Here is a 25,503-nt window from a genome sequence, read left to right on the forward strand (position 1 = left end):
GATGGGCTGCGCAGCAGCCCCAGGATCTCGGAGCCAGCACAAATTGCCGGGGCTGCTGCGCAGCCCATCGCGACACAAGGCCGCTCCTACAGAGAGCGGTGCAGGGCCTCAGGCCACTGGCTTGTCTTCCAGCTCCATCCAGTCCGCCAGCACCCGGTAGGCATCTTCCACACCTAGGCGCTTGGGTGCCGAGAACAGCTGGATGGTCACGCCATCACCCCAACCCTTGCGGATTTCCGACTGCACTTTCAGCAACGTGTTCTTGCCCGCGCCGTGGGTCAGCTTGTCAGCCTTGGTCAGCAGGATGTGCATCGGCATGCTGCTGGCCTTGGCCCAGTCGAGCATCATCTTGTCGAAGTCGGTCATCGGGTGGCGCACGTCCATCATCAGGATCACGCCACGCAGGCACTCCCGGCTGCCCAGGTAGGCTTCCAGGTGCTTCTGCCAGTGCTGCTTGAGCGGAATCGGCACTTTTGCATAACCGTAGCCCGGCAGGTCGACCAAACGCCGTTCATCGTCCAGACTGAAGAAATTCAACAGCTGGGTGCGCCCAGGGGTTTTCGAGGTACGCGCCAGGCTGGCATGGGTCAGGGTGTTGAGGGCGCTGGATTTGCCGGCGTTGGAGCGGCCGGCGAAAGCCACCTCGTAACCCTGGTCGTCCGGGCATTGTTCGACCTTGGCAGCGCTGAGGGCGAATTTGGCTTTCTGGCAGAGGCCGAGGATGGGGTTCTTGACTTGCATGGGATATCCGATGTGGGTGTTGCCAAAGCCTAGGCCGGCAAGCGGTGTCGTTTCCGTTTGGCTGACAGAAGTATATAATGCCCCAGTTTTTGTGTGCCCATTCTCCCAGCGAAGGAGAGCGGGCATGGGGTGCCGAACTATAGCTTGCGCATCAGAACGCAGCGCGTCCCCCAACCCTGTCAGGTCGTTTCGCCTGGCGAAATGGCTGCTAGCTGTCGGTATGTTCCTGCCGTATTTCAGCGCACAGGCTACACAGGATCCCGAGGTGTTGTACAACCGCACGTGTGCGGCCTGTCACACCGGGCAGTTGCCACAGGCACCCAGGCAGGGTGACCGGGCAGCTTGGGAGCCAAGGCTGGCGCAAGGCATGGATGTACTGGTTAAGCACGTCACCCAGGGTTTCAAGGCTATGCCGCCGCGTGGATTGTGCATGGACTGCAGTGCCGAGGACTACCGTTTGGTCATCCTTTGGATGAGCGGCAGTCCCGATACATAACATTTCACCCTTAGCCGTGTTGGATTAGCTGATGAACAAACTAGTCGTGAGTCTGCTGTTGACCCTGGGTGTCGCAGGTGCGGCCACTGCTGCGCAACCTGTCAAAGGCGATGCCGCCGCCGGCCAGGCCAAGACGGCCGTCTGTGGCGCCTGCCACAACCCCGACGGCAACAGCCTGGCACCGAACTTCCCGAAACTGGCCGGCCAGGGCCAGCGTTACCTTGAAAAACAATTGCACGATATCAAGTCGGGCAAGCGCACGGTGCTGGAGATGACCGGCATGCTCGCCGCGTTCAGCGACCAGGACCTGGCCGACATCGCCGCCTACTTCTCCAGCCAGAAAGGCAGCGTGGGTGCTGCCGATCCCCAGCTGGTCGAACGTGGCCGCGCACTGTTCAATGGCGGCGACCTGGAGAAAGGCATGCCGGCCTGCACCGGCTGCCACTCGCCGAATGGCGCGGGCATTGCCCTGGCCGGCTTCCCGCATCTAAGTGGGCAGCACTCGCAGTACGTGACCAAGCAGCTGACCGACTTCCGCGAAGGTAACCGCACCAACGATGGCGACGCGATGACCATGCGCACCATCGCCGGCAAGCTGAGCAACCACGACATCGAAGCGTTGGCCAGCTACATCCAGGGCTTGCATTAAGGCCGGGCAGTTCTGGTAACGCGGTCCCTGTAGGAGCGGCCTTGTGTCGCGATGGGCTGCGTAGCAGCCCCAGGATCCCGGAACCAGCACAAATTGTCGGGGCTGCTGCGCAGCCCATCGCGACACAAGGCCGCTCCTACAAGGACGGCGTCCGACAGCGAGTGCCGTGGCGTATTAACTTTCAGTTAATGTTGTAGGCCAATGATGAAAGGGCGGCTGGACCGCCCTTTTTTCCGTCCGCTGCCGTTACACTACAGAACTCGCGCCCTTCCCGACCTGTCCCAGTATTGGTCCCGTCGTGGCGACCCATGAATGCTCAGGAGTAAAGCATGCGTAAACTGATTCTCAGCGCTGCGCTGGTCGCCGCCAGCGTATTTGGTATGACTGCCGTCCAGGCCGCCGAGCCTGTGGCTGGCAAGGAATACATCGAGCTGAGCAACCCTGTTCCGGTTTCCGTGCCTGGCAAAGTCGAAGTGGTCGAGCTGTTCTGGTACGGCTGCCCGCATTGCTACCACTTCGAGCCGGTCATCAACCCATGGGTCGAAAAACTGCCCAAGGATGTCAACTTCAAGCGCGTACCGGCCATGTTCGGTGGCCCATGGGACGCTCACGGCCAGATGTTCCTCACCCTCGAAGCCATGGGCGTCGAGCACAAGGTGCATGCCGCAGTATTCGATGCCATCCAGAACCAGCGCAAGCGCCTGACCGACCCGCAGGACATGGCCGATTTCCTCGCCACCCAGGGCGTGGACAAGGACAAGTTCCTCGCCACCTTCAACTCGTTCGCCATCAAGGGCCAGGTCAACCAGGCCAAAGAGCTGGCGAAAAAGTACGAAATCACCGGCGTACCAAGCATGGTCGTCAACGGCAAGTACCGCTTCGACCTGGGTACCGCTGGCGGGCCGGAAGGCGTGCTGAACGTCGCCGACCAGCTGATCGACAAGGAGCGCGCCGCCAAGTAGGCGGCGTAACCATGCCCCGCTTCAGAGCTACGCGTGGCATTGGCCTGCACCAGCCGCAGGTCAACGAGCATCACCTGCAGGCCTCCGGCCTGCCCGAGGATGGTCGCCTGCGGCTGCTCAGTTTCAACATCCAGGTGGGTATCAGCACTGAACGCTACCGGCATTACCTGACCCGCAGCTGGCAGCACTTGCTGCCGCATAACGGGCGTGCCGGCAACCTGCAGAAAATCGGTGATTTGCTGGGCGACTTCGACCTGGTGGCCTTGCAGGAAGCCGATGGTGGCAGCCTGCGCTCAGGTTACGTCAACCAGGTCGAGCACCTGGCTCAACTGGGGGCCTTCCCCTACTGGTACCAGCAACTCAACCGCAACCTCGGGCGTTTCGCCCAGCACAGCAATGGTGTGCTCAGCCGCCTGAAGCCGCAGTTGCTTGAAGACCACCCGTTGCCCGGCCCTGCCGGCCGCGGGGCGATCCTTGTGCGTTTTGGTGAGGGTGAAGATGCGCTGATCGTGGTGATGATGCACCTGGCGCTCGGTGCCAAGACCCGCGCCCTGCAACTGGGTTACATCCGTGAGCTGATTGGCGGCTACCGTCACCAGGTGCTGATGGGCGATATGAACACCCATGCCACCGACCTGCTGGAGCACTCGCCGCTGCGCGACCTGGGCCTGATTGCCCCGCAAGTCGAGGCCACCTTCCCTAGCTGGCGACCCCAGCGTTGCCTGGACCATATCCTGCTCAGCCCAAGCCTCACGCTGGAGCGTGTCGAGGTGCTGGCACGGCCAATTTCCGACCACCTTCCCGTTGCTGTCGAGATTCGATTGCCTGATGCATTGACTGTGGATACGCTGCCGGTCTTGAGCTAATTGCCATCACCGTTTGCGGACCCGGGCATGACTGAAGACGCTGAGCGCTGGAAAGAAAAATACCTTAAGAGCATCGAGCAGCAAGAAAAGCTCGAGCGCCGTTGGGACGCCCGTCTCGACCTGCTGCGCCGTGGCCTGGTGCGTAGCAGCCTGGCTGCCGAAGGCAGTGACAAGGTAGTGGACGCGTGCATGAAGGAAATGCGCGAAGTCATTCGCAGCGAGAACATGGACGCCGGCCTCGCCGGGTTGATCCCGCGCCTGGAAAAAGCGGTGCTGGACTCCGAACAGCGCCGTGAAACCCGCATGAACCAGGTCAGCGACGCCTTGACTGCGCTGGTCGGCCAACTGCAAGGCTTGCCGCTGCCCAGCGATATCTCGCGGCCCTTGAAGAAGCTGGCCAAAAAACTCGATGGTGGAGTTGCCCAATCCCGCGACCTGCCGCCCTTGCTGGGTGAATTGAGTGGCTTGCAGGGCCGTGCCCTTTCAGCACTTGGCAAACCGGAGGATGAAACCCGGCCAGGCTTTTTGCAGCGCTTGTTCGGTAGCCGCGAAGACGACCCGCAAGGCGAACCAGTGCCTGTGCCGGTAACAGCACCTGCCGCCCAAGTGCCACCTCAGGCTGCACAGGCCAGTATCGAAGCCCTGCAGCCCGATGATGTGGATGCGCTACAACCGTTGGCAGCCCCTGCCGCTGAAGTAAGCCTGACGCCCCTGCCGGAGCGTGAGGTAGCGGGCCCGGCGCTGATCGAAACGACTGAAATACCCGCCTTCCAGCCGCCGCTGGAGGTTGAAGTGGCGGAACCGGAAGCGTCCATCGACGAACCCCTGGCAGAAGCACAACCGGCACCCACGCTCGAAGAGACGTTCGGCGAAGACGGGCCCTACGCCCTGCCCTATGCCGTCGAGCCGCCCTACAGCCAGGTTGCCGCGCACATCGAGCAGACCCTGATCGGCCTGCTCGACGACCTCAGCCTGCCCGAGCGGCACAAGGCCCAGGCGCTGGAAATGCGCGAGCGGGTTGCCCGTGGCCTGAACTGGTATGAGCTGATCCCGGTGCTGGATGACCTGGCGGTGCTCATGCTGGCAATCACCGACAGTGGCCAGCACGAATTCGAAACCTACCTGCAGCAGCTCAACGAACGCCTGGAAGGCTTCCAGAGCCATTTGCAGGAGGCCAGCGCCGGCCATGCCGACAACAGCACCGCTGCCCGCGAGCTGGATACCCAACTGCGTGAGCACGTCGACGGCCTGCAAAGCAGCGTGCAAGGCGCAGCGGATGTGGGCAGCCTCAAGCACATCCTGGATAACCGCCTGGAAGGCCTGCTGGTTACCATGGACGAGCACAAACATGAGCGCGATCGTCGCGAACAGGAACTGGCCGGTCGCCTGCAAGGGCTCTCCGAGCGGGTGGCGAACATGGAACATGAGGCGCTCGGTTACCGCGAGCACCTGGAAGAACAGCGCCAGAAAGCCCTGCTCGACCCCCTCACCGGCCTGCCCAACCGTGCAGCCTGGAGCGAGCGGGTCGAACGCGAAATACTCGAATGGCAGGAGAACGGTGGCCATCTGGCCATGGCGATCCTCGACCTGGATCACTTCAAGCGCATCAACGACAGCTACGGGCACCTGGCCGGGGACAAGGTACTGAAGATTGTCGCCGACCAACTGCGCAAACGCCTGCGCGGTCGAGACTTCATCGCCCGTTTCGGTGGTGAGGAATTTGTCCTGCTACTGCCGCAAACGTCGCCAGCGGCCGCCGCGCAGGTGGCGGAGGTACTGCGGGCAACGGTGGAAGCCTGCCCGTTTCACTTCAAGGGCGAGCGGGTGGTGATCACCACGTCCATCGGCGTGGGTGCGTTCCGCTCTGGCGAGCGCGGTGACCAGGTGCTCAAGCGCGCTGATGCGGCGCTGTACCGGGCCAAGGAGCTGGGGCGTAACCGCGTGGAACAGGGCTAGCCCTGCGAACCCTGACCCGCGGTAAGCGCAGCCATGGGGAGCACGTTATACTGTAGCGCTCATTCGCTGAGGCCACTGACGTGCTTTCCACGCTTAAAAAAACGCTGATTTCCTTTTTGCTGTTGTCTGTCGCCGGTTGCTCGACGGGCCTGCGCATCGACCGCAGCCACCCCTCGGCCAACCAGGACAACCGTATCCAGTTCGTTGTGCTGCATTACACCAATGCGTCGCTGGAGCGCTCCCTGGCGTTACTTACCCACGGTGAGGTCAGCAGCCATTACCTGATTGGCGATGGCCCGGCGACGGTGTACCAATTGGTGGATGAAAACCGCCGTGCCTGGCATGCCGGTGATAGCCAGTGGCAGGGGCGCACCTGGCTGAACTCTTCGTCCATTGGTATCGAGATCGTCAACCCGGGGTTCACCGACACGCCGAATGGCCGGGTCTGGCACCCTTACAGCGAAGCGCAGGTCCAGTCGCTGATCGCGTTGCTCAAGGACATCGTCAAACGTAACAACATCGAACCGCGGCACATCATTGGCCACAGTGATATCGCACCATCACGCAAGCTGGACCCGGGGCCACTGTTCCCCTGGAAGCGCCTGGCCGATGCGGGGCTGGGTATCTGGCCCGATGCCAACGCAGTAGCACGCCAGCAGGCGTATTTCAGCGTCAACCCGCCAAGCATTGGTTGGTACCAGCAGGAACTGGCGCGGTTTGGCTATCAGATCGAGCAGACCGGCGTGCTGGATGATGCCACCCGCCATGTGATTGCCGCGTTCCAGATGCGTTTCCGCCCGCAGCGTTTCGATGGCATGCCGGATGTGCAGACGGCGGCAATGCTGCAGGTGCTGAACCGAATGCGTTGAGCCAGCAGTGAGGCGCCCAACGGCGAGGATGATTCTGCATTCAGTTGCTATACCTTGGTAATCAACTGGATGCCTTCGATGTCAGCTCTCATTTCTACGTTGCGCCAATTTTTTTACCGCCCCTGGATGCTGGCCACCTTGGCAGCATTGGCCAGCGCAGCACTTTTGCTCTCTGCCAGCATCGGCATTGCCTTGCAGCAGATGAAGCAGAGCGAGAGCGAACAGATGAACGCACAGGGCGAGCGTTTTCTCGATCGCCTCGAACAGGTGTTCGGCCAGTTGCGTGAGGGGGTAGACCTGTTGCAGGCACAGCCCTTGCGTGGCTGCAGCCCAGCGATGCAGGCTGCATTGCAGCAGGTTGGCCTGAGTTCGCGCTTCATTTATGAAGCGGCTTATGTGGACGGTAACGTCGCTTGCTCCAACCGTGGCGATGAGCGTGCGTTCGAGCCCCTGCGGGCACCTGACATCCAGGGGCCGACCTACAGTTACTGGTTGAACACCACCACCGAACCGAACGAAAACCTGGCTGCGCTGATGCTGGGGCGGGGCAATTTCGTGGTCTCCACCTCCCGCGGCCACCTCACCGACGTGGTTGACCTGCCTCCGGGCGGCAGCCTGGTGGTGGTGCTGGACAACGGCGCGCGGGCCATCCCCGTGCTGGGCCCGCCACAGGTTTGGCCGCCGCCCTCGGCCTGGTCGACCAGCCACAAGTCGCTGCTCGAACTCAGTGACCGCCTGATCTACCGCATGCCGACCAAGTCGCCGGATTACCAACTGGTGCTGATTGCCCCGCGGGCCAGCCTGCCAATAAGGATGAACGGCATGCTCTGGCTGCTGTTCCCCGGCAGCGTACTGGCGGCCTGCTGCATCGGTTGGCTGGTGTTGCAGCTGATCCTGCAACGGCGCTCGATGAGTTCGGAGTTGCAGAATGCCTTGCGCCGTGGGGAACTGCAGGTGCTCTACCAACCGATCTTCGAACTCGACAGCCGACGTTGCGTGGGGGCTGAAGCACTGGTGCGCTGGCGACGCCCGGATGGCACCCTGACCAGTCCGGACTTGTTCATCCCCCTGGCAGAAAATACCGGGCAGATTCGCCAGATTACCGATTTTGTCCTGCAGCGTGTGCTCGAACAGCTGGGGCAGTTGCTGCGCTCGCATCCCAAGCTGTACATATCGGTGAACCTGGCCGCCTGCGATGTGATGGTGCCGCGCATTGGCCGGGTGGCGGCGCGCCTGTTGGCGTTGCATCGAGTGGCGCCCAGCCAGATCGCCTTCGAGGTAACCGAGCGTGGCCTGGTCGACGTGGTGGTTGCCCGTGACAACCTGCAGGCGCTGCGTGCTGTGGGGCATCAGGTGCTGATCGACGACTTTGGTACGGGTTATTGCAGCCTGGCGTACTTGCAGACACTGCCGGTGGACTGCCTGAAGATCGACAAGGCGTTCATCGATGCACTGGGCCACGATGCCGCCAGCAGCGGCGTTGCGCCGCATATCATCCGCATGGCCCATGACCTGCACCTGCGGGTGATTGCCGAGGGCATCGAATGTGAAGACCAGGCGGTGCTGCTGAACAGTGAAGGGGTCAACTACGGCCAGGGCTGGCTGTTTGCCCGGCCGCTGAACGCCCGGCAGTTTGCCGAGCTGGTAACCCGCGGGCAGCTGCCGCGGCGGGTGGAACATTGAGACATCCTGTACCGGCCTCTTCGCGGGCAAGCCCGCTCCCACAGGTACTGCACAAGTCTGAGGTGCGACGCTACCTCTGTGGGAGCGGGCGTGCCCGCGAAGAGGCCGGTACAGGCAATACTCAAACCGGCAAGGCCATGTAGAACTGTGTCCCCTGCCCCGGCCGGGAAAACACGCCCATGCGCCCGCCGTGCAACTGCACGATCTCCTTGCACAGCGCCAGCCCCAACCCAGCGCCACCTTTCTTGCGCCCTACCTGCACGAAAGGCTCGAAGATGCGCCCCTGCTGCCCATAGGCAATACCTTCGCCGTTGTCCTCAACACTGATGATTACCCGTTCCGCATGCCGCCGCGCATGCAGGCGGATTCGCCCGCCGTTGGCGGTATGGCGGATGGCATTGTGCAACAGGTTGTCCAGTACGCGGTCCAGCTGGGCGACATCGGCCTGGATGCGTGGCAGCGGTGGTTCCAGCGCCTTGACCAGTTCGATCTGTTTGTTTGCCGCCTGCTCGGCAAAGCGCAGCTGCGCCCGCTCCAGCAGTTCATCAAGGGCGCAGGGTGCCAGGTCTAGCTTCTGCAGCCCGCTCTGGTAGCGGCTGAAGTTGAGCAGGTCGTTGATAAGCTGGGTCAGGCGCTGCATTTCTTCGCCAATGGTTTCCAGCAGGTCGTTCTCGCGCGCCTCGGGTGGGAACTTGACCCGCTCGCGCAACAGGCCGAAGGCCATGTGCATGCCGGTTACCGGCGTGCGCAGCTCGTGGGAGGCGCGTAGCACGAATTCGCTGCGCACGCGTTCGAAGGCCCGTTGTTCGGTGACATCGTGCAGCACCATCACCGCACCCAGGATCGGCCCTTGCGGGTGGCTGACCGGCGTCAGGCTGTAGGTAAGCAGGCGCGTTTCTTCATCCACCTCCATGTTCAGGTCTTCCGGTGGCCGGTCCAGGCTACCGCCGCGCAATACTTGGCGCAGCTGCTGCTCCAGCTCCGGTCGCCGCAGGGCCTCGGCCAAGCCGCTGCCCACGCGGCTGTCGTTCCAGCCCAACTGGCGCTGCGCCACCGGGTTAAGGTGTTCCAGGCGGCCCTGGCGGTCAATGATCAGCAGGCCATCGTCGATGCTGTCCAGCACGGCTTGCAGGCGTTGCTGGCCGGCCAGCAGCTCATCCACGTTGGTGGCCTGGTGCCTGCGCAAGGCATCGGCCATGAGGCCGAAGCGGCGGGTCAGCTGGTTCAGTTCGGTGGCCTGGGTGACGGGCAAGGTGACGTCAAAGTTGCCCTTGCCCAGCTGGTCGGCCGCTTTGGCCAAGGCTTCGATCGGCTGGCCGAAGCGGCGGGCGATGTTGTGCGCGGTGATGAAGCCCAGCACCAGCACCACCAGGCCCATCAGGCCAAGTACTCCGCTGACCAGCAGGGCGCGGTCACGGGTGTGTTCCTCGTTGCGGGTTATCAGGTCCAGGGCCTGCCTGTGGGAGTCGATAAGGTCGGTGCGCACCTGGTTGAACGCGGCGCCCAGCGGCTGCTCCACACCCATGCTACGCGCCGGTGCAGGGCTGTCGCGGTAAGCCTGGAGAAAGGCCTGATAGTTACTGCTGGCCTTGCTGAAACCGGTGCGCTCGCCGCCCTGCTCCAGGCCCTGAGTAAGCAGGGCCTGGAAGTTGTCCTGCAGCAGCCGCAGGTTTTCCGGGGCGGTGTCTTCATCCAGGATGAGCGTCAACTGTTCGCCAAGGTTCTGCCGCAGCTTCAGCCCCACTTCCAGGGCGTGGGTGGTGTCGCGCACCAGTTGCTGTTGCACGGTGGCCATCTGCAGCACACTGACCAGGCCCAGCAGCAACCCGAGTAAGGCCACGGTGACCAGTGCCGAGATACTCAGGAAAAGCCGCGTGCGCAGCTTCATGGGCGGCCACTTCATAGGTTGTACTGCTTGCGCTTGCGGTACAGGGTGGACGCGTCGATGCCCAAGGTCTTGGCGGCCTGGTCAAGGGTGTCGCTGGTGGCCAGCACTGCGCCGATGTGCGCGCGCTCCAGTTCGTCCAGGCTTAGCGCGGCACCCACGCGCGGGGCATTGCCGGCAGGCTGCTCGCCCATGCCCAGGTGGCTGATTTCCACACGTTCCTGTGGGCAGATGATGCTGGCCCGCTCCACCACGTTACGCAGTTCGCGAATGTTGCCGGGCCAGCGGTAGTTGAGCAGGGCCGCACGTGCTTCATCGCTGAAGCCCCGAGCGGGCCGGGAGTACTCCTTGACGAAGCGGGCGAGGAAGCGGTCGGCCAGGGTCAGGATATCTTCACTGCGTTCGCGCAGCGGGGGCAGGTGCAAGGTGATGACGTTCAGGCGATACAACAGGTCTTCGCGAAAGCGGCTTTCGCGCACCATTTCTTCGAGGTTGAGGTTGGTGGCCGCCAGGATTCGGACATCGGCGCGCCGGGTCACGGGGTCGCCAACGCGCTCGTACTCCTTGTCCTGAATGAAGCGCAGCAACTTGGGTTGCAAGGTCAGCGGGAAATCGCCGATCTCGTCGAGAAACAGCGTGCCACCGTCGGCCTGGCTTACCCGGCCCAGGGTGCTTTCGCTGGCGCCGGTGAAAGCCCCGCGGGTGTGGCCGAACAGTTCGCTTTCCATCAGTTCGGCGTTCAGCGACGGGCAGTTGATGGTCACACAGGCTTTGCGCGCGCGCTTGCTCCAGCCATGGATGGCACGGGCCAACTCGCCTTTACCCGTGCCGGATTCACCCAGGATGAGGATGTTGGCGTCGGTGGTGGCGACCTGGCGGGCGGTTTCCAGCACCGCCATCATGGCCGGGCTGTGCGAGTCGAGGCCGTCCTTGGGTTTGCGCACCTCACCTTCCAGGGCCTCCAGGCGTGCCGAAAGCTGGCGTACTTCCAGCTGCTTGGCGGTGGCCAGGCGCAACTGGTCGGGGCTGCATGGCTTGACCAGGTAATCGGCAGCGCCGGCCTGGATGGCGTCTACCGCCGTATCGATCGCCGAGTGTGCAGTGACGATCACTACGCGCATCCAGGGTGCCTGGATGCGCATTTGCGCCAGTACGTCCAGGCCGTTGTCCTCGCCCAGACGCAAATCCAGAAAGCACAGGTCGAACACCTGGCGCTGCAACAGCGCTTCGGCCTGGGCGGCGCTGTTGGCCGTGGCCACGCTATAGCCTTCGTCTTCCAGGCAATAGCGGAAGGTGCGCAGGATCGCGGACTCGTCATCCACCAGCAGAATGCGGCCTTGGTTGTCCTGGGCTGATTCCATTTCCTGCGCTCCTTAGGGGTAGGTCTTCAATTAGTGTGGGAAAAATCGGGCAAGTTGCATGGTCAATTCTGAAGGATTCTGTCCTTTGCATGCTAGCCAATGGCCAAATGCTGCCTGCAGGCCGCGATATTCCGATGATTTGCTTAGAGGCAGCGGTGGCACATTGGTTGCGATGATTTTCACCTTTTGCCTAAAAGCGAGGCACTGACATGCCATTTTCCTTCCGTACCGCCGTGTTGGCAGCCACATTGTTGCCAGTATTAACCCCGGCATTCGCCGACCCTGTGCAGGACGCGCGCCTGGAAGGCGCCCTGCAAACCGCCCTGTCGCTGAACCGTATGCTCGACCCGTTCCGCATCCGGGTTGAAGTTGACGGCAAGCAGGCACGGCTTTCCGGCGAGGTGGAGAACGAGGTCGAGCGGCAGCTTGCCGAAGATGTGGCCCGTGCCACACGGGGCATCGAACAAGTGGAAAACCAGCTGCAGGTCAACGCCCAGCTGGTTGAGCGTCCGTTGGAGCTACGTGCCTACGCCCAACGCCTGGAGGACGCCACCCTGGCGGCGGTGATCCGTGCCCGGCTGTTGTGGAGCCGCACTACCGAAAAGGCGCCCATAGAAGTGCAAAGCAGTGAAGGCGTGGTGACCTTGCGCGGCAAGGTCGACAGTGCCGAAGCCAAGGAACTGGCCGGTGTGGTGGCCCGCACCACCGATGGTGTGCACCTGGTCAACAACCTGGTCAGCCTTGATACCGCCGCCATGGCCAAGGCCCGTGAAAGCCCGGTAGGGGCGCCAACCGGTCCGCAGCCAAGCGACAGCTGGATCATCGACAAGATCCAGAACAGCTACCGTTTCAGCCGCAACCTCGATGGCCTGAACCTGAAAGTCGCCAGTGAAGAAGGCATGGTACGGCTGTCGGGCGAGGTGGTCAGTGCCGAGCAAAAAACCATCGCTGTGGAGATTGCCCGGCAGATCATTGGCGTGCGCGGGGTGGATGCCGACCTGCTCAAGGTGGCGACCAAGGTTGAAGGCTGATCGTGCAATTCGCACGACCACAGGGGCGGCATCGTGCAGTATACGTGCCCGGCGATTGCTTTGATCTTATGTAAGTGATTGATTTATAAGAATTTTATAAAAATAAAAATACTGGCATGCAGGCTGCAATTACCTGTTCAGGTTTGAACAAAAATTACAGCAGGAGGAGCCGGCATGAACCGCCAATCCGTCAACCGCTCGCAGAACGCCGCACTGCCCCTGCGCCAGATGCTGTCACTCGGCATGGCGCTGCTGCTGACCTTGGCCGCTGGCCTCTTCTACTACAGCTGGCAGACCGCGCGTCTGGCTGAGCAAGTGGCAGCGCAGACTGCCCTGTTGACGCAAATTCAGGCTTCCCGTGCCAACACCCTGGTCAAAGCCGCTGACCCATTGCCAGCCGGCCAGGCCACTGCCTCGCCGGCCACCCTGGAAACTGTAGTACCCCAGGACCGCTGGGTCTTCTGACCTGCCGGCCGGACCGATTCTGAAAAAGAAAGGAGAACCACCATGCTGAGCTGGGCTATCACTTTCCTCATCATCGCCATTGTCGCTGCCGTACTGGGCTTCGGTGGTATCGCCGGCGCTGCGACGGGCATCGCGAAGATCCTGTTCATTGTCTTCCTGGTGCTGTTCGTAGCTTCCTTCTTCTTTGGACGTGGACGAGGTTGAAGATGGGCAGGAAGCTTACTGCAGCCCTGGCTGCCGCCCTGTTGCTGGGCGGCAGTGCGGCGGCGATGGCGGCCAATGACGGCCAGGTCCGGGTCGACCAGCTGCTCGGCTCGGACCCGGAGTACCGGGAAACCTGGCAGGACACGATCAAAGGCGAGGAACGCCTGCCCGATTGGGTGGTCAATCTGACCGGCAGTGCCCAGCAGCAGATGTCCGCCGTTACCGAAGATGGCGACAAGTACCTGGTTGGCCCGCTGTGCGAGGCGCAGGACAAGTGCACTTACAAGCGGCTGATCGTTGCGTTCAGCTGGGACAAGGATGATGCCTACGGGATGCTCGTGGAGGTACCCGAAGGCTTGCCGAGCGACAAGTCGCCCACCCGCCATGCGCAGTACCGCTGGCTGGGCGAACCGGACGACGGCATGAAAGCGATGCTGCAGGAGCAGCTCAAGCGTGACCCGAACTGGTACTGAGCATTTATTGCGGGTACTGATGAAAGGTCACCGACTGTCACGTAATAGAAGCTGAACCTTTCTATATTTCAGCCTTCTATGATGCGCCGCCCCGAGGAGGGGTTGCACATGACCAAGGGGCCGGGCTGTTCTGATTGTTGCAGGATCGGAGTGGCCTAGGGGTACAGGGAGTGCCTCCAGCGATGGGCCGGGTCAGGAAAGGCGGAATCGGAAGTATCAGGTCGGCGGTGTCATAGGGGATACCTGGCCAGACCTGACTTCCGAGGAGCCATCCAGAGTCGCTGCGGTCCTTGCGCGATTTTCCCCTTGAGACACATTTTGTCTCGACCGTACATCAACTTTTTTTCGACCTCAATGGCGCTTCTTCAAGTGTCATTTCCGCCATTCGGATTGTCGAACAAGCCATCTTCTGCGCCCTTTTCCTACCGTCAAATCTGCCTAAATATGGCGGTTTGGCCTTGTTCGGGATTCCGAACGTTATAAATCAAGTACTTACGGGCGAGCGGTTTTAGTGCAGATTCGTATGCGTAAACTGCATAGGGTATGCGTTTCCGGCATTAGATTTCCCCCTTCCCCATCGCAATAGTTGCCGCCTTTTTCGCTGGCCAGAGCGCCCTGTTGCTCGCCTGCGCTGTCCTTACATGAAGTCGCCGGATGGAATGATCTACGGCCCGTGACCTTGCCAACCGCTCTGTCACGGGCGTTTTCGTCCGGTGCCATGACCACTAGAACAAAGGGTAAAGACATGAAGAAGGCAAAACTGAGCCTCGCCTGGCAGATCGTCATCGGTCTGGTCCTGGGCGTTGCAATCGGCGCGCTGCTGAACCACTTCAGCGCGGAAAAGGCCTGGTGGATCAGCAACGTCCTCCAGCCCGCCGGTGACATCTTCATTCGCCTGATCAAGATGATCGTCGTCCCGATCGTGATTTCGTCGCTGATCGTGGGTATCGCCGGGGTTGGCGATGCGAAGAAACTGGGCAGCATCGGCCTGAAGACCATCATCTACTTCGAGGTGGTGACCACCATCGCCATCGTTGTCGGCCTGGTGCTGGCCAACCTGTTCCACCCGGGCGCCGGCATCGACATGAGCACCTTGGGTACCGTGGACATCTCCAAGTACCAGGCCACTGCCGCCGAGGTGCAGCATGAGCACGCCTTCATCGAGACCCTGCTGAACCTGATCCCGTCGAACATCTTCGCAGCGCTGATGCGTGGCGAAATGCTGCCGATCATCTTCTTCTCGGTCATGTTCGGCCTGGGCTTGTCGAGCCTGCAGGCAGAGCTGCGTGACCCGCTGGTACGCACCTTCCAGGCCGTATCGGAAACCATGTTCAAGGTCACCCACATGATCATGAACTACGCCCCGATCGGCGTGTTCGCCCTGATTGCCGTGACCGTGGCCAACTTCGGCTTCAGCTCGCTGCTGCCGCTGGCCAAGCTGGTGCTGCTGGTGTACTTCGCCATCGCGTTCTTCGCCTTCATGGTGTTGGGCCTGGTTGCCCGCGTGTTCGGCTTCTCGGTGATCAAGATCATGCGCATCATGAAAGATGAGCTGATCCTGGCCTACTCCACCTCCAGCTCCGAAACCGTGCTGCCGCGCGTGATCGAGAAGATGGAGAAGTACGGTGCACCGAAGTCGATCTGCTCGTTCGTGGTACCGACTGGCTACTCCTTCAACCTGGACGGTTCGACCCTGTACCAGAGCATCGCGGCCATCTTCATTGCCCAGCTGTACGGTATCGACCTGTCGTGGAGCCAGCAGCTGCTGCTGGTACTGACCCTGATGGTCACCTCCAAAGGTATCGCTGGCGTACCGGGCGTGTCGTTCGTGGTGCTGCTGGCCACCCTGGGCAGCGTGGGCATCCCGCTGGAAGGCCTGGCCTTCATCGCCGGTGTCGACCGCATCATGGACATGGCCCGTACCGCGCTGAACGTTGTAGGCAACGCCCTGGCTGCACTGGTCATCGCGCGTTGGGAAGGCATGTACGATGCGGCCAAGGGCGAGAAGTACTACGCCTCGCTGATGGCCGGCAAGCAGGAAACTGCAGTGGTCGGTGAAGCCGCCAAGCGCTAAGCCTGATAGCTGTTTGACCAAGAGCCCCGACTTGTCGGGGCTTTTTGTTGTCTGTGAGATCTTGAGTTGGTCGCGGACTCTTGTAGGAGCGGCCTTGTGTCGCGAAAGGGCCGCAGAGCGGCCCCGGCAATTTGTGCAGCGAAGCTGAAATTTTGGGGGCGCTGCGCACCCCTTTCGCGACACAAGGCCGCTCCTACAGAGGACCGGGTAAGCTTCGGAATACGCTATCATTCGGGCATTTTTCAGGGGGAACACACGGATGCTCAACGGCCTTTGGCTCGGCTTTTTCCTGGTGGCGGCAGTGTCCGCCCTGGCCCAATGGCTGGTGGGTGGCAATGCCGGGATCTTCGCGGCAATGGTCGAAAGCATCTTCGCCATGGCCAAGCTGTCGGTCGAGGTGATGGTGCTGCTGTTCGGCACGCTGACCCTGTGGCTGGGCTTTCTAAAGATCGCTGAAAAGGCCGGCATCGTAGAATGGCTGGCCAAGGTGTTGGGCCCACTGTTCGCCCGCCTGATGCCGGAAGTGCCACCTGGTCATCCTGCCTTGGGCCTGATCACCATGAACTTCGCCGCCAACGGCCTGGGCCTGGATAACGCGGCCACGCCGATTGGCCTGAAGGCCATGCGTGCGCTGCAGGAGCTGAACCCCAGCAGCACCACCGCGAGCAATGCGCAGATCCTGTTCCTGGTGCTCAACGCCTCGTCGCTGACACTGCTGCCGGTGACCATCTTCATGTACCGGGCCCAGCAGGGCGCGCCAGACCCGACCATGGTGTTCCTGCCTATCCTGCTGGCGACCAGCGTCTCGACCCTGGTCGGCCTGCTGTCGGTGGCAGTGATGCAGCGCCTGCGCCTGTGGGACCCGGTGGTGCTCGCCTACTTCATCCCCGGCGCTTTGCTGCTGGGCGGTTTCATGGCCTTCCTCGGCACCCTGTCGGCCGCCGCGCTGGCCAGCCTGTCGTCGATTTTGGGCAACCTCACGTTGTTCGGCGTGATCATGCTGTTCCTGGTGATTGGTGCCCTGAAGCGGGTCAAGGTGTATGAAGCCTTTGTCGAAGGCGCCAAGGAAGGCTTCGATGTCGCCAAGAACCTGTTGCCCTACCTGGTGGCGATGCTGGTGGCGGTCGGTGTGCTGCGTGCTTCTGGCGCCCTGGAGCTGGCCCTGGACGGTATCCGCCATGCGGTGAACTGGATGGGCCTGGATACTCGCTTCGTCGAGGGCCTGCCCACCGCGCTGGTCAAGCCGTTCTCCGGCAGTGCAGCACGGGCCATGTTGATCGAGACCATGCAGACCCAAGGCGTGGACAGCTTCCCCGCCTTGGTGGCGGCGACGATTCAGGGCAGTACCGAAACTACCTTCTACGTGCTGGCCGTGTACTTTGGCGCGGTGGGTATCCAGCGCGTGCGTCACGCGGTCGGTTGCGCACTGCTGGCCGAGTTCTCAGGCGTGGTCGCAGCGATCTTCGTCTGCTACTGGTTCTTCGCCTAAGTTTTTGCACGGCATGCGCGGTCTCTTGTAGGAGCGGCCTTGTGTCGCGATGGGCCGCAAAGCGGCCCCGGCAATTTGTGCATAGCTGCTGAAAAACCGGGGGCGCTTCGCGCCCCATCGCGACACAAGGCCGCTCCTACAAAAGCGCGGTTTGCGTTTCAGCGAGCGGCAACGCTGGCCGCCTGTGCAATCGTCCACCCCACCACCTGCCCGCTCAGCTGATCACACGCCTGACCAAACCCGGCGACCACGGCTGACACCTGCCTGTCAGCCAGCGGCTGGCGGATTTCGAAGCGCTTGCTGGCGAGGATGCGCTGGGTGCGGCCCTGAACCAGGCGCGCGTCGTAGCGAATCACCACCTCCACCGCGCCGCCCGGGCGGTACTCACTCTGAAAGGCTTGTAGCTCGCCAGCCAGCTCGTAGTCGGCCTGCAGGTTGCTGTCGTCGGCGCTCAGGCGCTGTACCTGGCCATCGCGCTGGAAACCATCGAGCAGGCGGTTGCGCAGCAGCACCGGGGCGGCATCGCTCCAGCGGGCTCCTTTGTAGCTGCTGACCACATCGCCCTGAGGAATCACGGCAATGCGCGGGCCGGCCAATACTTCACTGGCCAGTGGCTTGTTCAGGCGCAATGACCAGTCCAGTGGGGCTGCCGTGCGGCTGGGCTGGTTAACCGGCAGGCGGTAGAGGTCTACCGGTTCGCTTTTCGGTAGGATCGAGCAGGCACTGGCCAGGCTCAGTGAGGCTGCCAGGGCCAACAGGCGCAGCGACGGTTTCATGGCTGGAACTCCTTGTTGTTGTCGCGGCCGAGCAGATAGCCGCTCGGGTCGGCCTCCAGTTGCCGGGAAATGCCCTTGAGTGCGTTAAGGGTTTCGCGCAGTTCGCGAATGGCAGGCGTGAGCTGGTTCAGGCCCTGGGCGCCGTCGCCAATGGCCTCGCTGTTGTTTTTCAGCAGATTGTTGATGGTGGCCGTGCTTTCGGCCAGCGACTGCATGGCCTGCTCGGCGCTGCCGATTGCCTGTTTGCCTTCGCTGCCCAGCAGGCCGTTGGCATTGCGCATCAGCGCCTGGGTTTCGGCCAGGGTGGCGCTGGCCTGCTTGCCCACCTGCACCAGTTGCTCGATGGCCTCGGCAATGCTGCCGTGCTGGCCGGCGAATGCTCCGGTGGTCTTGTCGAGGTTGGCCAAGGTGCTGCTGAGGTGACCGATGTTGTCCTCGGAGAACATCTGGTTGGCGTTGTGCAGCAGCAGGTTGATGTTGGTGACCAGGTCGCTGCTGTCGTTAAGCAGGCGCGAGATCGGCGACGGCGAGGCGATGATCACCGGCAGCTTGCCGTCCTTGCCCTTGAGTTCTGGGCTTTGCGGGGTGCCGCCGCTGAGCTGGATGAACGAGTTGCCGGTGACGCCGGCCAGGGTCAGCTTGGCCTGGGTATCTTCCTTCACCGGGGTGTCGCCGCTCAGGCGCACCCGGGCCAGTACCCGGCGGGGGTCGTTCGGGTCCAGGCGCAGGGTGGACACATCGCCCACCTTGATGCCGTTGTACTGCACCGGGCTGCCGCGTGACAGGCCGGAAACGGCTTCGTTGAACACCACTTCGTAATCCTTGAAGGCGTCATCGACACTGGACTTGGTCAGCCATAGGCCAAACAGCATGGCACCCGCCACCACCAGAACGGTGACAAGGCCTATGAGAACGTGATGGGCTCGGGTTTCCATTGCTCAGCGCTCCTGCCCGGCACGGCTGGCGGCCTGTTCGGCTGCGCGCCCGCGAGGGCCATGAAAGTATTCTTGAATCCAGGCGTCGTTGGTCTGCTCGACCTCGGCCAGCGGGCCGGCCACCAGGACCTTTTTCTGTGACAGCACCGCGATGCGGTCGGTGATGGTGTACAGGGTGTCGAGGTCGTGGGTGATGAGGAACACCGACAGGCCCAGGGCATCGCGCAGGGTCAGGATCAACTGGTCGAATGCGGCGGCGCCGATCGGGTCCAGGCCGGCGGTGGGCTCGTCGAGGAACAGGATGTCCGGGTCCAGTGCCAGGGCGCGGGCCAGCGCCGCACGCTTGATCATGCCCCCCGAAAGCGAGGACGGGTACTTGTCGGCGGCCGAGATGGGCAGCCCGGCCAAGGCCAGCTTCACACCGGCCAGGTGCTCGGCATCGGCGCGGGACAGCCCGGCGTGCTCGATCAAGGGCAAGGCGACGTTTTCGGTCACCGTCAGCGAAGAGAACAGCGCGCCCTTCTGGAACAGCACGCCGAAGCGCCGTTCGACCAGTGAGCGCTGTTCTTCGCGCAGGCCCGCAAGGTCCTGGCCGAATACCTTGATCAGCCCTTCGTTGGGCCGGCGCAGGCCGATAATACTGCGCAGCAGTACCGACTTGCCGCTGCCCGAACCACCGACCACAGCCAGGATTTCGCCTCGGTACAGGTCCAGATCCAGGTTTTCATGCACCACCTGTCGGCCGAAGCGGTTGCACAGGCCACGGGCTTCGATCACGTTTTCCCGATCAGTCACCAGCCCATCTCCATGAAGAACAGGGCGGCCACGGCGTCCAGCACGATGACCACGAAAATCGACTGCACCACCGCCGAGGTGGTGTGTGCGCCCACCGATTCTGCGCTACCGCTGACTTTGAAGCCTTCGAGGCAGCCGATGGCGGCGATCAGGAAGGCGAAGAATGGCGCCTTGGCCAGGCCCACCAGAAAGTGCTGCACGCCGATGTCGCTTTGCAGCAGCGACAGGAACATGGCCGGCGAGATGTCCAGCGACAGGGCGCAGACCACTGCGCCGCCGACGATGCCGCAGATCATAGCGATGAAGGTGAGCAAGGGCAGCGAAATCAGCAGTGCCAGTACCCGTGGCACCACCAGCAGCTCCATTGGGTTCAGGCCCAGTGTGCGGATGGCGTCGATTTCCTCGTTGGCCTTCATCGAGCCGATCTGTGCGGTGAACGCGCTGGCAGTGCGGCCGGCCATGAGAATGGCTGTGAGCAGTACGGCGAACTCGCGCAGGAACGAGAACGCCACCAGATCGACGGTGAAAATGGTTGCGCCGAACGCGGCCAGCACCGTGGCACCGAGGAAGGCCACCACCGCGCCGACCAGGAAGGTAAGCAAGGCGACGATGGGGGCGGCATCCAGGCCGGTCTGTTCGATGTGTGCCACGACCGGGGTGATGCGCCAGCGGTGCGGTTGCAGGGCGCGGCGCAGCAAGGTCTCGAGGATTACGCCGACGAAGCCAAGCAACTGCATGGTGTCTTGCCACAGCGTGCCGACGGCGCGGCCGATGCGTTCCAGCAGCATCAGCAGTACGTTGCGCTCGGGCTCCTTGATCGGGATGCAATAGTCCTGGACCGAACAGTAGACGTTCTTGAGCAGTGCGCGGGTGGCGTCGGGCAAGTCCTCGGTACAGTGCGACAAACGCTCGGAACCGAGCAGCTCGGCCAGCAGTGAAGCCCCTGCGGTGTCCAGGCGGCCCAGCTGGCTGAGGTCGGCGACGGTGTCGGCAGTGAATTGTGCGCGCAGAGGCTCGCTCTCGCGCTTGAGGCTGGCGTAGTGCGCCAGGGTCCAGTCACCGGTTATGCGCAGGCAGGCCGGTTGGCGACTGGCGTCCAGGGTGGCGCTGGGGGTGGTCACAGGCTCCATGCATTTGACTCGGCGCTAAGGCTTAAGGGCTGATCATAGCGCAGCAGGCATGGGCTGTTTGGTGATTATGTGCTGTGTTTGGGTGCGTTGCGGGCCGCCTTGCGGCCCATCGCCGGCAAGCCAGCTCCCACAGAACTGCACATCACTTACTGATTTAGCAGGGACCCTGTGGGAGCGGGCAAGCCCGCGAACACCGGCGCAGCCGGTGCCATGCAGCGCGTTGGATTCTTCGCGGCGGTTCGACGCCTCGACGCGCCTGCTTCCACAGGGGCCGCTTCTACCTGTTCAATGTGGGCGCTGGCGTGTCGTCGACAACTCTGAAGCGCAGTACGCCAATCACCTGGCCATCCTCGGTCAGCACCCTCACCTGCCATTTGCCCACCGGGTTTGGCGGGAAGTTCTGCTTGTGGGTCCAGGCCCGGTAGCCTTCCTTGCGCCCGCCATGGATATCCAGGGCAATGCGGTCGACCTCTTTACCGTCCTTTTGCCACACATGGTAAATCCGCTCGTTCAGGCCGCGTGGCGCGTTGATGGCGGTGTAGGCGTACAGGCCGCTGCTGCGGATGCGGCTGGCGGCGATTTCGTCCAGCGATTCGCCTGGCTGGCGGTTGATGACTTCGGTACTTACCGCTACGTCGGTCATCCACAAGGTTGCCGGTGGCACCCACGACCGCAGCAGCCAGCCGCCAGCACCGACCGACAGGGTAACCAGCACCAAGGCCACGCCGCGGCGCCAGGTGTTGATCGGGAAGCTGCTGGCCAGGCTGGGGAACGACAAAACCATGGCCGCAATCAGGGCCAGCTTGAAGCTTTGCGCGGTGGTGAGGTGCAGGATGATCGGCAGCGCGGTCAGCAGCGCGGCGAACAACGTCAGGGTATGCAGCGCCAGGAACAGCCAGCGGCGCGGAGCCAGCCACTTGTAGTACAGCGGGTCGGTGATCGAGATCAGGCCGGCTGCGCCGAGCAGACCGGTGAACACCAGCTGGCCGCTGTTCCAGGTGGTGGTGATGAAGAAGAACGGCAGCACGAAGAACAGCGTTTCCTGGTGGATCATCTGTGTTGCGTAACGCAGCAGCGGCTGCGGGATTTCGCGGTTGAAGGTACGTGCGAACAGGCCGGTAAGGGTGTTTTCCAGCATCAGCCACACCCAGCTCACCAGCATGAGCACGGCCACCCAGCTGGCCAGGCCGGCCTGGCGGTCGACCAGGATGAAGCTGCCGATACCGGAGAGGAAACCGCCGAGCGCGATGATGCCGGGGTAACGTTTGAGCAGTTCGATGATGCGCAGGGCGACTTGAGGGATTTGGGGCATTGGGGGCTACAACAGGGAGGAATGGGGTGGCTGTGCCGGCCTCTTCGCGGGCATGCCCGCTCCCACAGGGTTCGGCGTTAACGCGATCATTGTGGGAGCGGGCGAGCCCGCGAAAGGGCCGGTACTGGCAAAAGGATACCGCCGATTCACCGCTGCCGTGTAGCACCACTCGGCCGTTCAGGCCCATGCCGGCGCCAGCGCAGCAACCCCGCCGCCAGAATCAGCCCCACCAGCAAGGCGACCAGCCCGTAAAGCTCGTCATAACCCAGCAGCGGCTTCTCGATCCGTACATATCCGTCTTCCTTCAGCAGGTCCTTCAACGCCTCATTGGCCTGCTCCAGGCTGACCTGGCGCAGCTTGCGCACCGGGTTGGCAAAACGCCCGTCGGTATAGTCGTTCAGCGCCCCCCAGTAGTAGTCGGCCAGGGCGCTGTTGCCTTGGGTGCTCCAGCTTTCCTTGGCCGCGCTGGCGTCCTTGATGCGGGCAAAGGTGTCCGGGTCGAGGCCTTCCTTGCGCAGGTGGTCGAACAAGCCCTGCATCACCTCGACCGCCTTGTCGATGTCATCACGTTCCAGGTCGGCATTGAGGCTGAGCAGGCCAGTGTCGCCAAAGCTCTCGCGTTGTACCGAAGGGCCGTAGGACAGCCCGTTGCGCAGGCGCAGCTGGTCGTACAAGGCCCAGTCCAGATACCGCGACAGCAGGTCGAGGGTGGCCTGGTGGTCGTTGTCCAGCACGGGCTCGATGAACAGCCAGTGCAGCTTGACGCTATCGCCCAGCCAGCCGCGGGTCAGGTCGCGCCGCTGCTCAGCCTGTTGGGTGATGCTCTCCAGGTTGCGGCGTTCTTCCGGTTCGGTGGCGGGTAGCTCACCAAACGTGCGCTCCAGGTAGGCCGGCAGCAGGCGGTCGAGGCCACCGACCATGATCAGGGTCATGTTGTTGGCGGCGTACCAGCGTTCGCGCAGGGCCTGTACTTGCTCCAGGGTCATGTCGTCGATGTTGGAGCGCTCAGGGCATTTCAGGCCCAGTTCGGTCGCAAGTTGATCGCTGGCCGGGTGGCCGATGTCTTGACGGTCTAGCCAGCGTTGCAGGTGGCCATAGTGGCCGCCATCCTCGCGTTCGATGATACGCTTGGCGGTGGCCAGGGCCTTGGCGTCGATACGGGTGTCGCGGATGACTGCCAGCAGCAGGTCGAGTACTTTGCGCTGGTTGCGCGCCGGGGCCTCGATGACGAAGGTGGTGTCGGCGCTGCTGGTGTAGGCATTCCACTCGCCACCCAGCGATTGCAGGCGCTCTTCCAGGCCGCCCTCGCCGGTTTCGTCGATGCCGCTGAACAGCAAGTGTTCAAGCAGGTGCGGCAGCTCTTTCTGCTCGCAATCGAAGTCGTCCAGGCCCACCCCGACCACCAGGCGGATCGCCACATGGTCGCGTTCGTAGCCGTTTTTCAGGATGACCTGCAGCCCGTTGGGCAACAGGTAGCCCTCAACCCGGGAGCGGTCGAGGGCCAATGAGGGCAGGCTGCAGATCAGCAGGCAAACGAACATCAGGCAACGCATGGGCGAGCTTGGGTCCTCAGGTACGCGAAATCATGGCAGACGGGCCTCGTCCGGCACGCTGTCGAGCATCAGCCCGCCGGTGTCCGAACCGCCCAGTACCACATAGGCACTGCTGCAGAACAAAGAGTTCAACCGCTTCATGTCGGCGATCAGCTCCAAGTGTAGCGAACTGGTCTCGATACTTTGCACCACCTTACGCTGCAGGCGGCTGACATGGGCGTGCGCCAGGCGCCGTTCCTGGGCGCGAAAACGGCGCTTTTCCCGCAGCAGCAAGCGGGCGCTTTCCGGGTCGGCACTGAGGAATACCGACAGGCCCAGGCGCAGGTTCGCCAGTAATTGTTCTTGCAGGCCGGTCAATTCTTCGAGGCCCGTCTGGGAAAATTCCCGGCGCTGGCTGGTTTTCTGCTGCTGGACCTTGCGCAGCATGCGTTCAATCAGGTCGCAGGCCAGCTTGAGGTTGATAGCCAGCTCAATGATCTCGGCCCAACGGCGGTTGTCCTGCTCGCTGAGGTCTTCGCGCGGCATCTGTGCCAGGTACAGCTTGATCGCGCTGTACAAGGCTTCGGCGTCTTCGCCCAGGGCGCGGACCTGCTGTGGCAAGGCCGTTTGTGTACCGCGCAGCGCGCCGAGCATGGCTTCGAGCAGGCTGTCGACGATATCGCCAAGCCGTAAGGTTTCGCGGCAGGCGTTGGCCAAGGCCAGTGTGGGCGTTTCCAGGGCCGAGGCATCGAGGTGGCGTGGGCGGATCTGGCCATTGCCGTTCTCCCGCTCGGGAAGCAGGGTATTGCACAGCCGGCCCATGAGTTTGACCGTAGGCAGCATGAGCAGGCAGCGCAGCGTGTTGTAGAGCAGGTGGAAACCGATCACCAGCTCTTGCGGGCTGAAGCTGAGGGAGTCCATCCACTCTACCAATGGGTGCAGCGCAGGGATGATCAACAGCAGGCCGATCAGCTTGTAGAGCAAGCTGCCCAACGCCACGCGGCGCCCGGCAGTGTTCTGCATGCTGGTACTGATGAAGGCCAGCAACCCGCTACCAATGTTGGCGCCGACCACCAGGCCGATCGCCACTGGCAGGCTGATGACCTCGGCACCGGCCAATGTCGCGGTGAGCAGCACGGCAGCCAGGCTGGAATAGGAAATCATGGCGAACATGGCGCCGACCAGGGCGTCGAGCAGGATGTCGCCGGTCAGCGAAGCGAACAGCACTTTCACGCCTTGGGCGTGGGTGATCGGCGCAGCTGCTTGCACGATCAGCTCCAGCGCCAGGATAATCAGGCCAAGGCCGATACCTACCCGGCCCAGCTGGCCAGCCCGCGTCTGCTTGCGCGAGAGGAAGAAGATCACGCCCAGGAAGATCAGTAGCGGCGAAAGCCACGACAGGTCGAAGGTGAGCACCCGTGCCATCAGCGCGGTACCCACGTCGGCGCCGAGCATGATCGCCAGGGCCGGGGTCATGGCCATCAGGCCCTGGCCAACGAAGGATGTGACCAGCATGGCGGTGGCGTTACTGCTCTGCACCATGGCTGTGACCAGAATGCCGGCGATGAACGCCAGCGGGCGCTTGTCCATGTTCTGGCTGATGATGCGCCGCAGGTTCGAGCCGAAGACCCGGAGAATGCCGGTACGCACGATATGGGTGCCCCAGACCAGAAGCGTCACGGCCGAGAGCAGGTTGAGCAGGGTCAGCATGGCGAAGGCCCCCTGTTGCACTGGCCCAGCGGGCCAAGAAAAGAAACGTGAGCGTTCGAAGACTTTTCAGTGCTCACTCAAAGCTTTAGTTGTTTTGCGCAGCTGCCGC

At 62.6% G+C, this 25,503-nt stretch carries 23 protein-coding genes; 13 read left to right on the top strand and 10 right to left on the bottom strand.

Annotated elements, in window-relative coordinates:
- Positions 1-108: 108 nt before the first annotated feature.
- Entirely contained in the window at positions 109-741 is a 633-nt protein-coding gene (gene yihA / locus ACQKPZ_RS23630) for a ribosome biogenesis GTP-binding protein YihA/YsxC (RefSeq protein ID WP_019099202.1), read from the bottom strand.
- A gap of 193 nt (positions 742-934) precedes the next feature.
- On the opposite strand from yihA, the gene ACQKPZ_RS23635 reads away from it, so the two are divergent.
- The 7 genes from ACQKPZ_RS23635 (at position 935) to ACQKPZ_RS23665 (ending at position 8,222) form a co-directional block, all read left to right on the top strand.
- Complete coding sequence (locus tag ACQKPZ_RS23635) at positions 935-1,237, top strand: c-type cytochrome (protein ID WP_391132045.1); 303 nt, start codon at positions 935-937, stop codon at positions 1,235-1,237.
- Positions 1,238-1,268: 31 nt separating this feature from the next.
- A complete protein-coding gene (locus ACQKPZ_RS23640) occupies positions 1,269-1,886 on the top strand; it encodes a c-type cytochrome (RefSeq protein WP_427542838.1) in 618 nt (205 codons plus the stop codon).
- Positions 1,887-2,215: 329 nt separating this feature from the next.
- Positions 2,216-2,848: a thiol:disulfide interchange protein DsbA gene (dsbA, locus tag ACQKPZ_RS23645; RefSeq protein ID WP_427542841.1), complete on the top strand. Its 633-nt coding sequence runs from the start codon at positions 2,216-2,218 to the stop codon at positions 2,846-2,848.
- 11 nt (positions 2,849-2,859) lie between these two features.
- A complete protein-coding gene (locus ACQKPZ_RS23650; protein WP_391131983.1) occupies positions 2,860-3,714 on the top strand; it encodes an endonuclease/exonuclease/phosphatase family protein in 855 nt (284 codons plus the stop codon).
- A gap of 27 nt (positions 3,715-3,741) precedes the next feature.
- The gene (locus ACQKPZ_RS23655; RefSeq protein WP_427542844.1) at positions 3,742-5,670 is read left to right on the top strand and encodes a diguanylate cyclase; all 1,929 of its coding nucleotides are present in this window, start codon (positions 3,742-3,744) and stop codon (positions 5,668-5,670) included.
- A gap of 80 nt (positions 5,671-5,750) precedes the next feature.
- The gene (locus tag ACQKPZ_RS23660; RefSeq protein ID WP_427542847.1) at positions 5,751-6,539 is read left to right on the top strand and encodes an N-acetylmuramoyl-L-alanine amidase; all 789 of its coding nucleotides are present in this window, start codon (positions 5,751-5,753) and stop codon (positions 6,537-6,539) included.
- Positions 6,540-6,617: 78 nt separating this feature from the next.
- Complete coding sequence (locus ACQKPZ_RS23665; RefSeq protein ID WP_427542850.1) at positions 6,618-8,222, top strand: EAL domain-containing protein; 1,605 nt, start codon at positions 6,618-6,620, stop codon at positions 8,220-8,222.
- A 121-nt stretch (positions 8,223-8,343) separates the two neighbouring features.
- On the opposite strand, the gene ACQKPZ_RS23670 is transcribed toward ACQKPZ_RS23665, so the two are convergent.
- A complete protein-coding gene (locus tag ACQKPZ_RS23670) occupies positions 8,344-10,125 on the bottom strand; it encodes a KinB sensor domain-containing domain (RefSeq protein ID WP_427542853.1) in 1,782 nt (593 codons plus the stop codon).
- Complete coding sequence (gene algB / locus ACQKPZ_RS23675) at positions 10,122-11,468, bottom strand: sigma-54-dependent response regulator transcription factor AlgB (protein ID WP_391131993.1); 1,347 nt, start codon at positions 11,466-11,468, stop codon at positions 10,122-10,124. The genes ACQKPZ_RS23670 and algB overlap by 4 nt, the downstream gene beginning before the upstream one ends.
- Positions 11,469-11,677: 209 nt before the next feature.
- Here algB and ACQKPZ_RS23680 point away from each other — a divergent pair, with 209 nt between their 5' ends.
- The 6 genes from ACQKPZ_RS23680 to ACQKPZ_RS23705 all read left to right on the top strand — a co-directional run bounded on the left by ACQKPZ_RS23680 (position 11,678) and on the right by ACQKPZ_RS23705 (position 17,204).
- Complete coding sequence (locus ACQKPZ_RS23680) at positions 11,678-12,499, top strand: BON domain-containing protein (RefSeq protein ID WP_427542856.1); 822 nt, start codon at positions 11,678-11,680, stop codon at positions 12,497-12,499.
- A gap of 174 nt (positions 12,500-12,673) precedes the next feature.
- Positions 12,674-12,964, top strand: a complete 291-nt coding sequence (locus ACQKPZ_RS23685) for a hypothetical protein (RefSeq protein ID WP_391131996.1) — start codon at positions 12,674-12,676, stop codon at positions 12,962-12,964.
- A 42-nt stretch (positions 12,965-13,006) separates the two neighbouring features.
- Positions 13,007-13,168 (top strand): DUF1328 domain-containing protein, encoded by a 162-nt coding sequence (locus tag ACQKPZ_RS23690; protein ID WP_003252966.1) that lies wholly within the window; start codon positions 13,007-13,009, stop codon positions 13,166-13,168.
- 2 nt (positions 13,169-13,170) lie between these two features.
- Positions 13,171-13,641, top strand: coding sequence for an inhibitor of vertebrate lysozyme family protein (locus tag ACQKPZ_RS23695; protein ID WP_391131998.1), 471 nt, complete (start codon positions 13,171-13,173; stop codon positions 13,639-13,641).
- 745 nt (positions 13,642-14,386) lie between these two features.
- A complete protein-coding gene (gene gltP, locus ACQKPZ_RS23700) occupies positions 14,387-15,715 on the top strand; it encodes a glutamate/aspartate:proton symporter GltP (RefSeq protein ID WP_427542859.1) in 1,329 nt (442 codons plus the stop codon).
- A 259-nt stretch (positions 15,716-15,974) separates the two neighbouring features.
- Complete coding sequence (locus ACQKPZ_RS23705; RefSeq protein ID WP_264361335.1) at positions 15,975-17,204, top strand: nucleoside recognition domain-containing protein; 1,230 nt, start codon at positions 15,975-15,977, stop codon at positions 17,202-17,204.
- Between the two features lie 158 nt (positions 17,205-17,362).
- Here the strand turns inward: ACQKPZ_RS23705 and ACQKPZ_RS23710 are convergent, their stop codons facing one another.
- From ACQKPZ_RS23710 to ACQKPZ_RS23740, 7 genes are all read right to left on the bottom strand, one after another.
- A complete protein-coding gene (locus tag ACQKPZ_RS23710) occupies positions 17,363-17,980 on the bottom strand; it encodes an ABC-type transport auxiliary lipoprotein family protein (protein WP_427542862.1) in 618 nt (205 codons plus the stop codon).
- Positions 17,977-18,915 (bottom strand): MlaD family protein, encoded by a 939-nt coding sequence (locus ACQKPZ_RS23715; RefSeq protein WP_427542864.1) that lies wholly within the window; start codon positions 18,913-18,915, stop codon positions 17,977-17,979. Before ACQKPZ_RS23715 ends, ACQKPZ_RS23710 begins: the two co-directional genes overlap by 4 nt.
- Before the next feature lie 3 nt (positions 18,916-18,918).
- Positions 18,919-19,710, bottom strand: coding sequence for an ABC transporter ATP-binding protein (locus ACQKPZ_RS23720; RefSeq protein ID WP_391132007.1), 792 nt, complete (start codon positions 19,708-19,710; stop codon positions 18,919-18,921).
- Positions 19,707-20,840, bottom strand: a complete 1,134-nt coding sequence (locus tag ACQKPZ_RS23725) for an ABC transporter permease (RefSeq protein WP_427542867.1) — start codon at positions 20,838-20,840, stop codon at positions 19,707-19,709. Before ACQKPZ_RS23725 ends, ACQKPZ_RS23720 begins: the two co-directional genes overlap by 4 nt.
- Positions 20,841-21,117: 277 nt before the next feature.
- Entirely contained in the window at positions 21,118-22,152 is a 1,035-nt protein-coding gene (locus ACQKPZ_RS23730; protein WP_427542870.1) for a DUF5924 family protein, read from the bottom strand.
- A 146-nt stretch (positions 22,153-22,298) separates the two neighbouring features.
- Entirely contained in the window at positions 22,299-23,705 is a 1,407-nt protein-coding gene (locus tag ACQKPZ_RS23735) for a M16 family metallopeptidase (protein ID WP_427542873.1), read from the bottom strand.
- Between the two features lie 30 nt (positions 23,706-23,735).
- Positions 23,736-25,394 carry a Na/Pi cotransporter family protein gene (locus ACQKPZ_RS23740; RefSeq protein WP_427542876.1) on the bottom strand — a complete coding sequence of 553 codons (1,659 nt, stop codon included), beginning with the start codon at positions 25,392-25,394 and terminating at the stop codon, positions 23,736-23,738.
- Positions 25,395-25,503 lie beyond the last annotated feature (109 nt).

The organism is Pseudomonas sp. NPDC089547 (assembly GCF_050280665.1).
In the GTDB taxonomy this organism is placed as follows: Bacteria; Pseudomonadota; Gammaproteobacteria; order Pseudomonadales; family Pseudomonadaceae; genus Aquipseudomonas.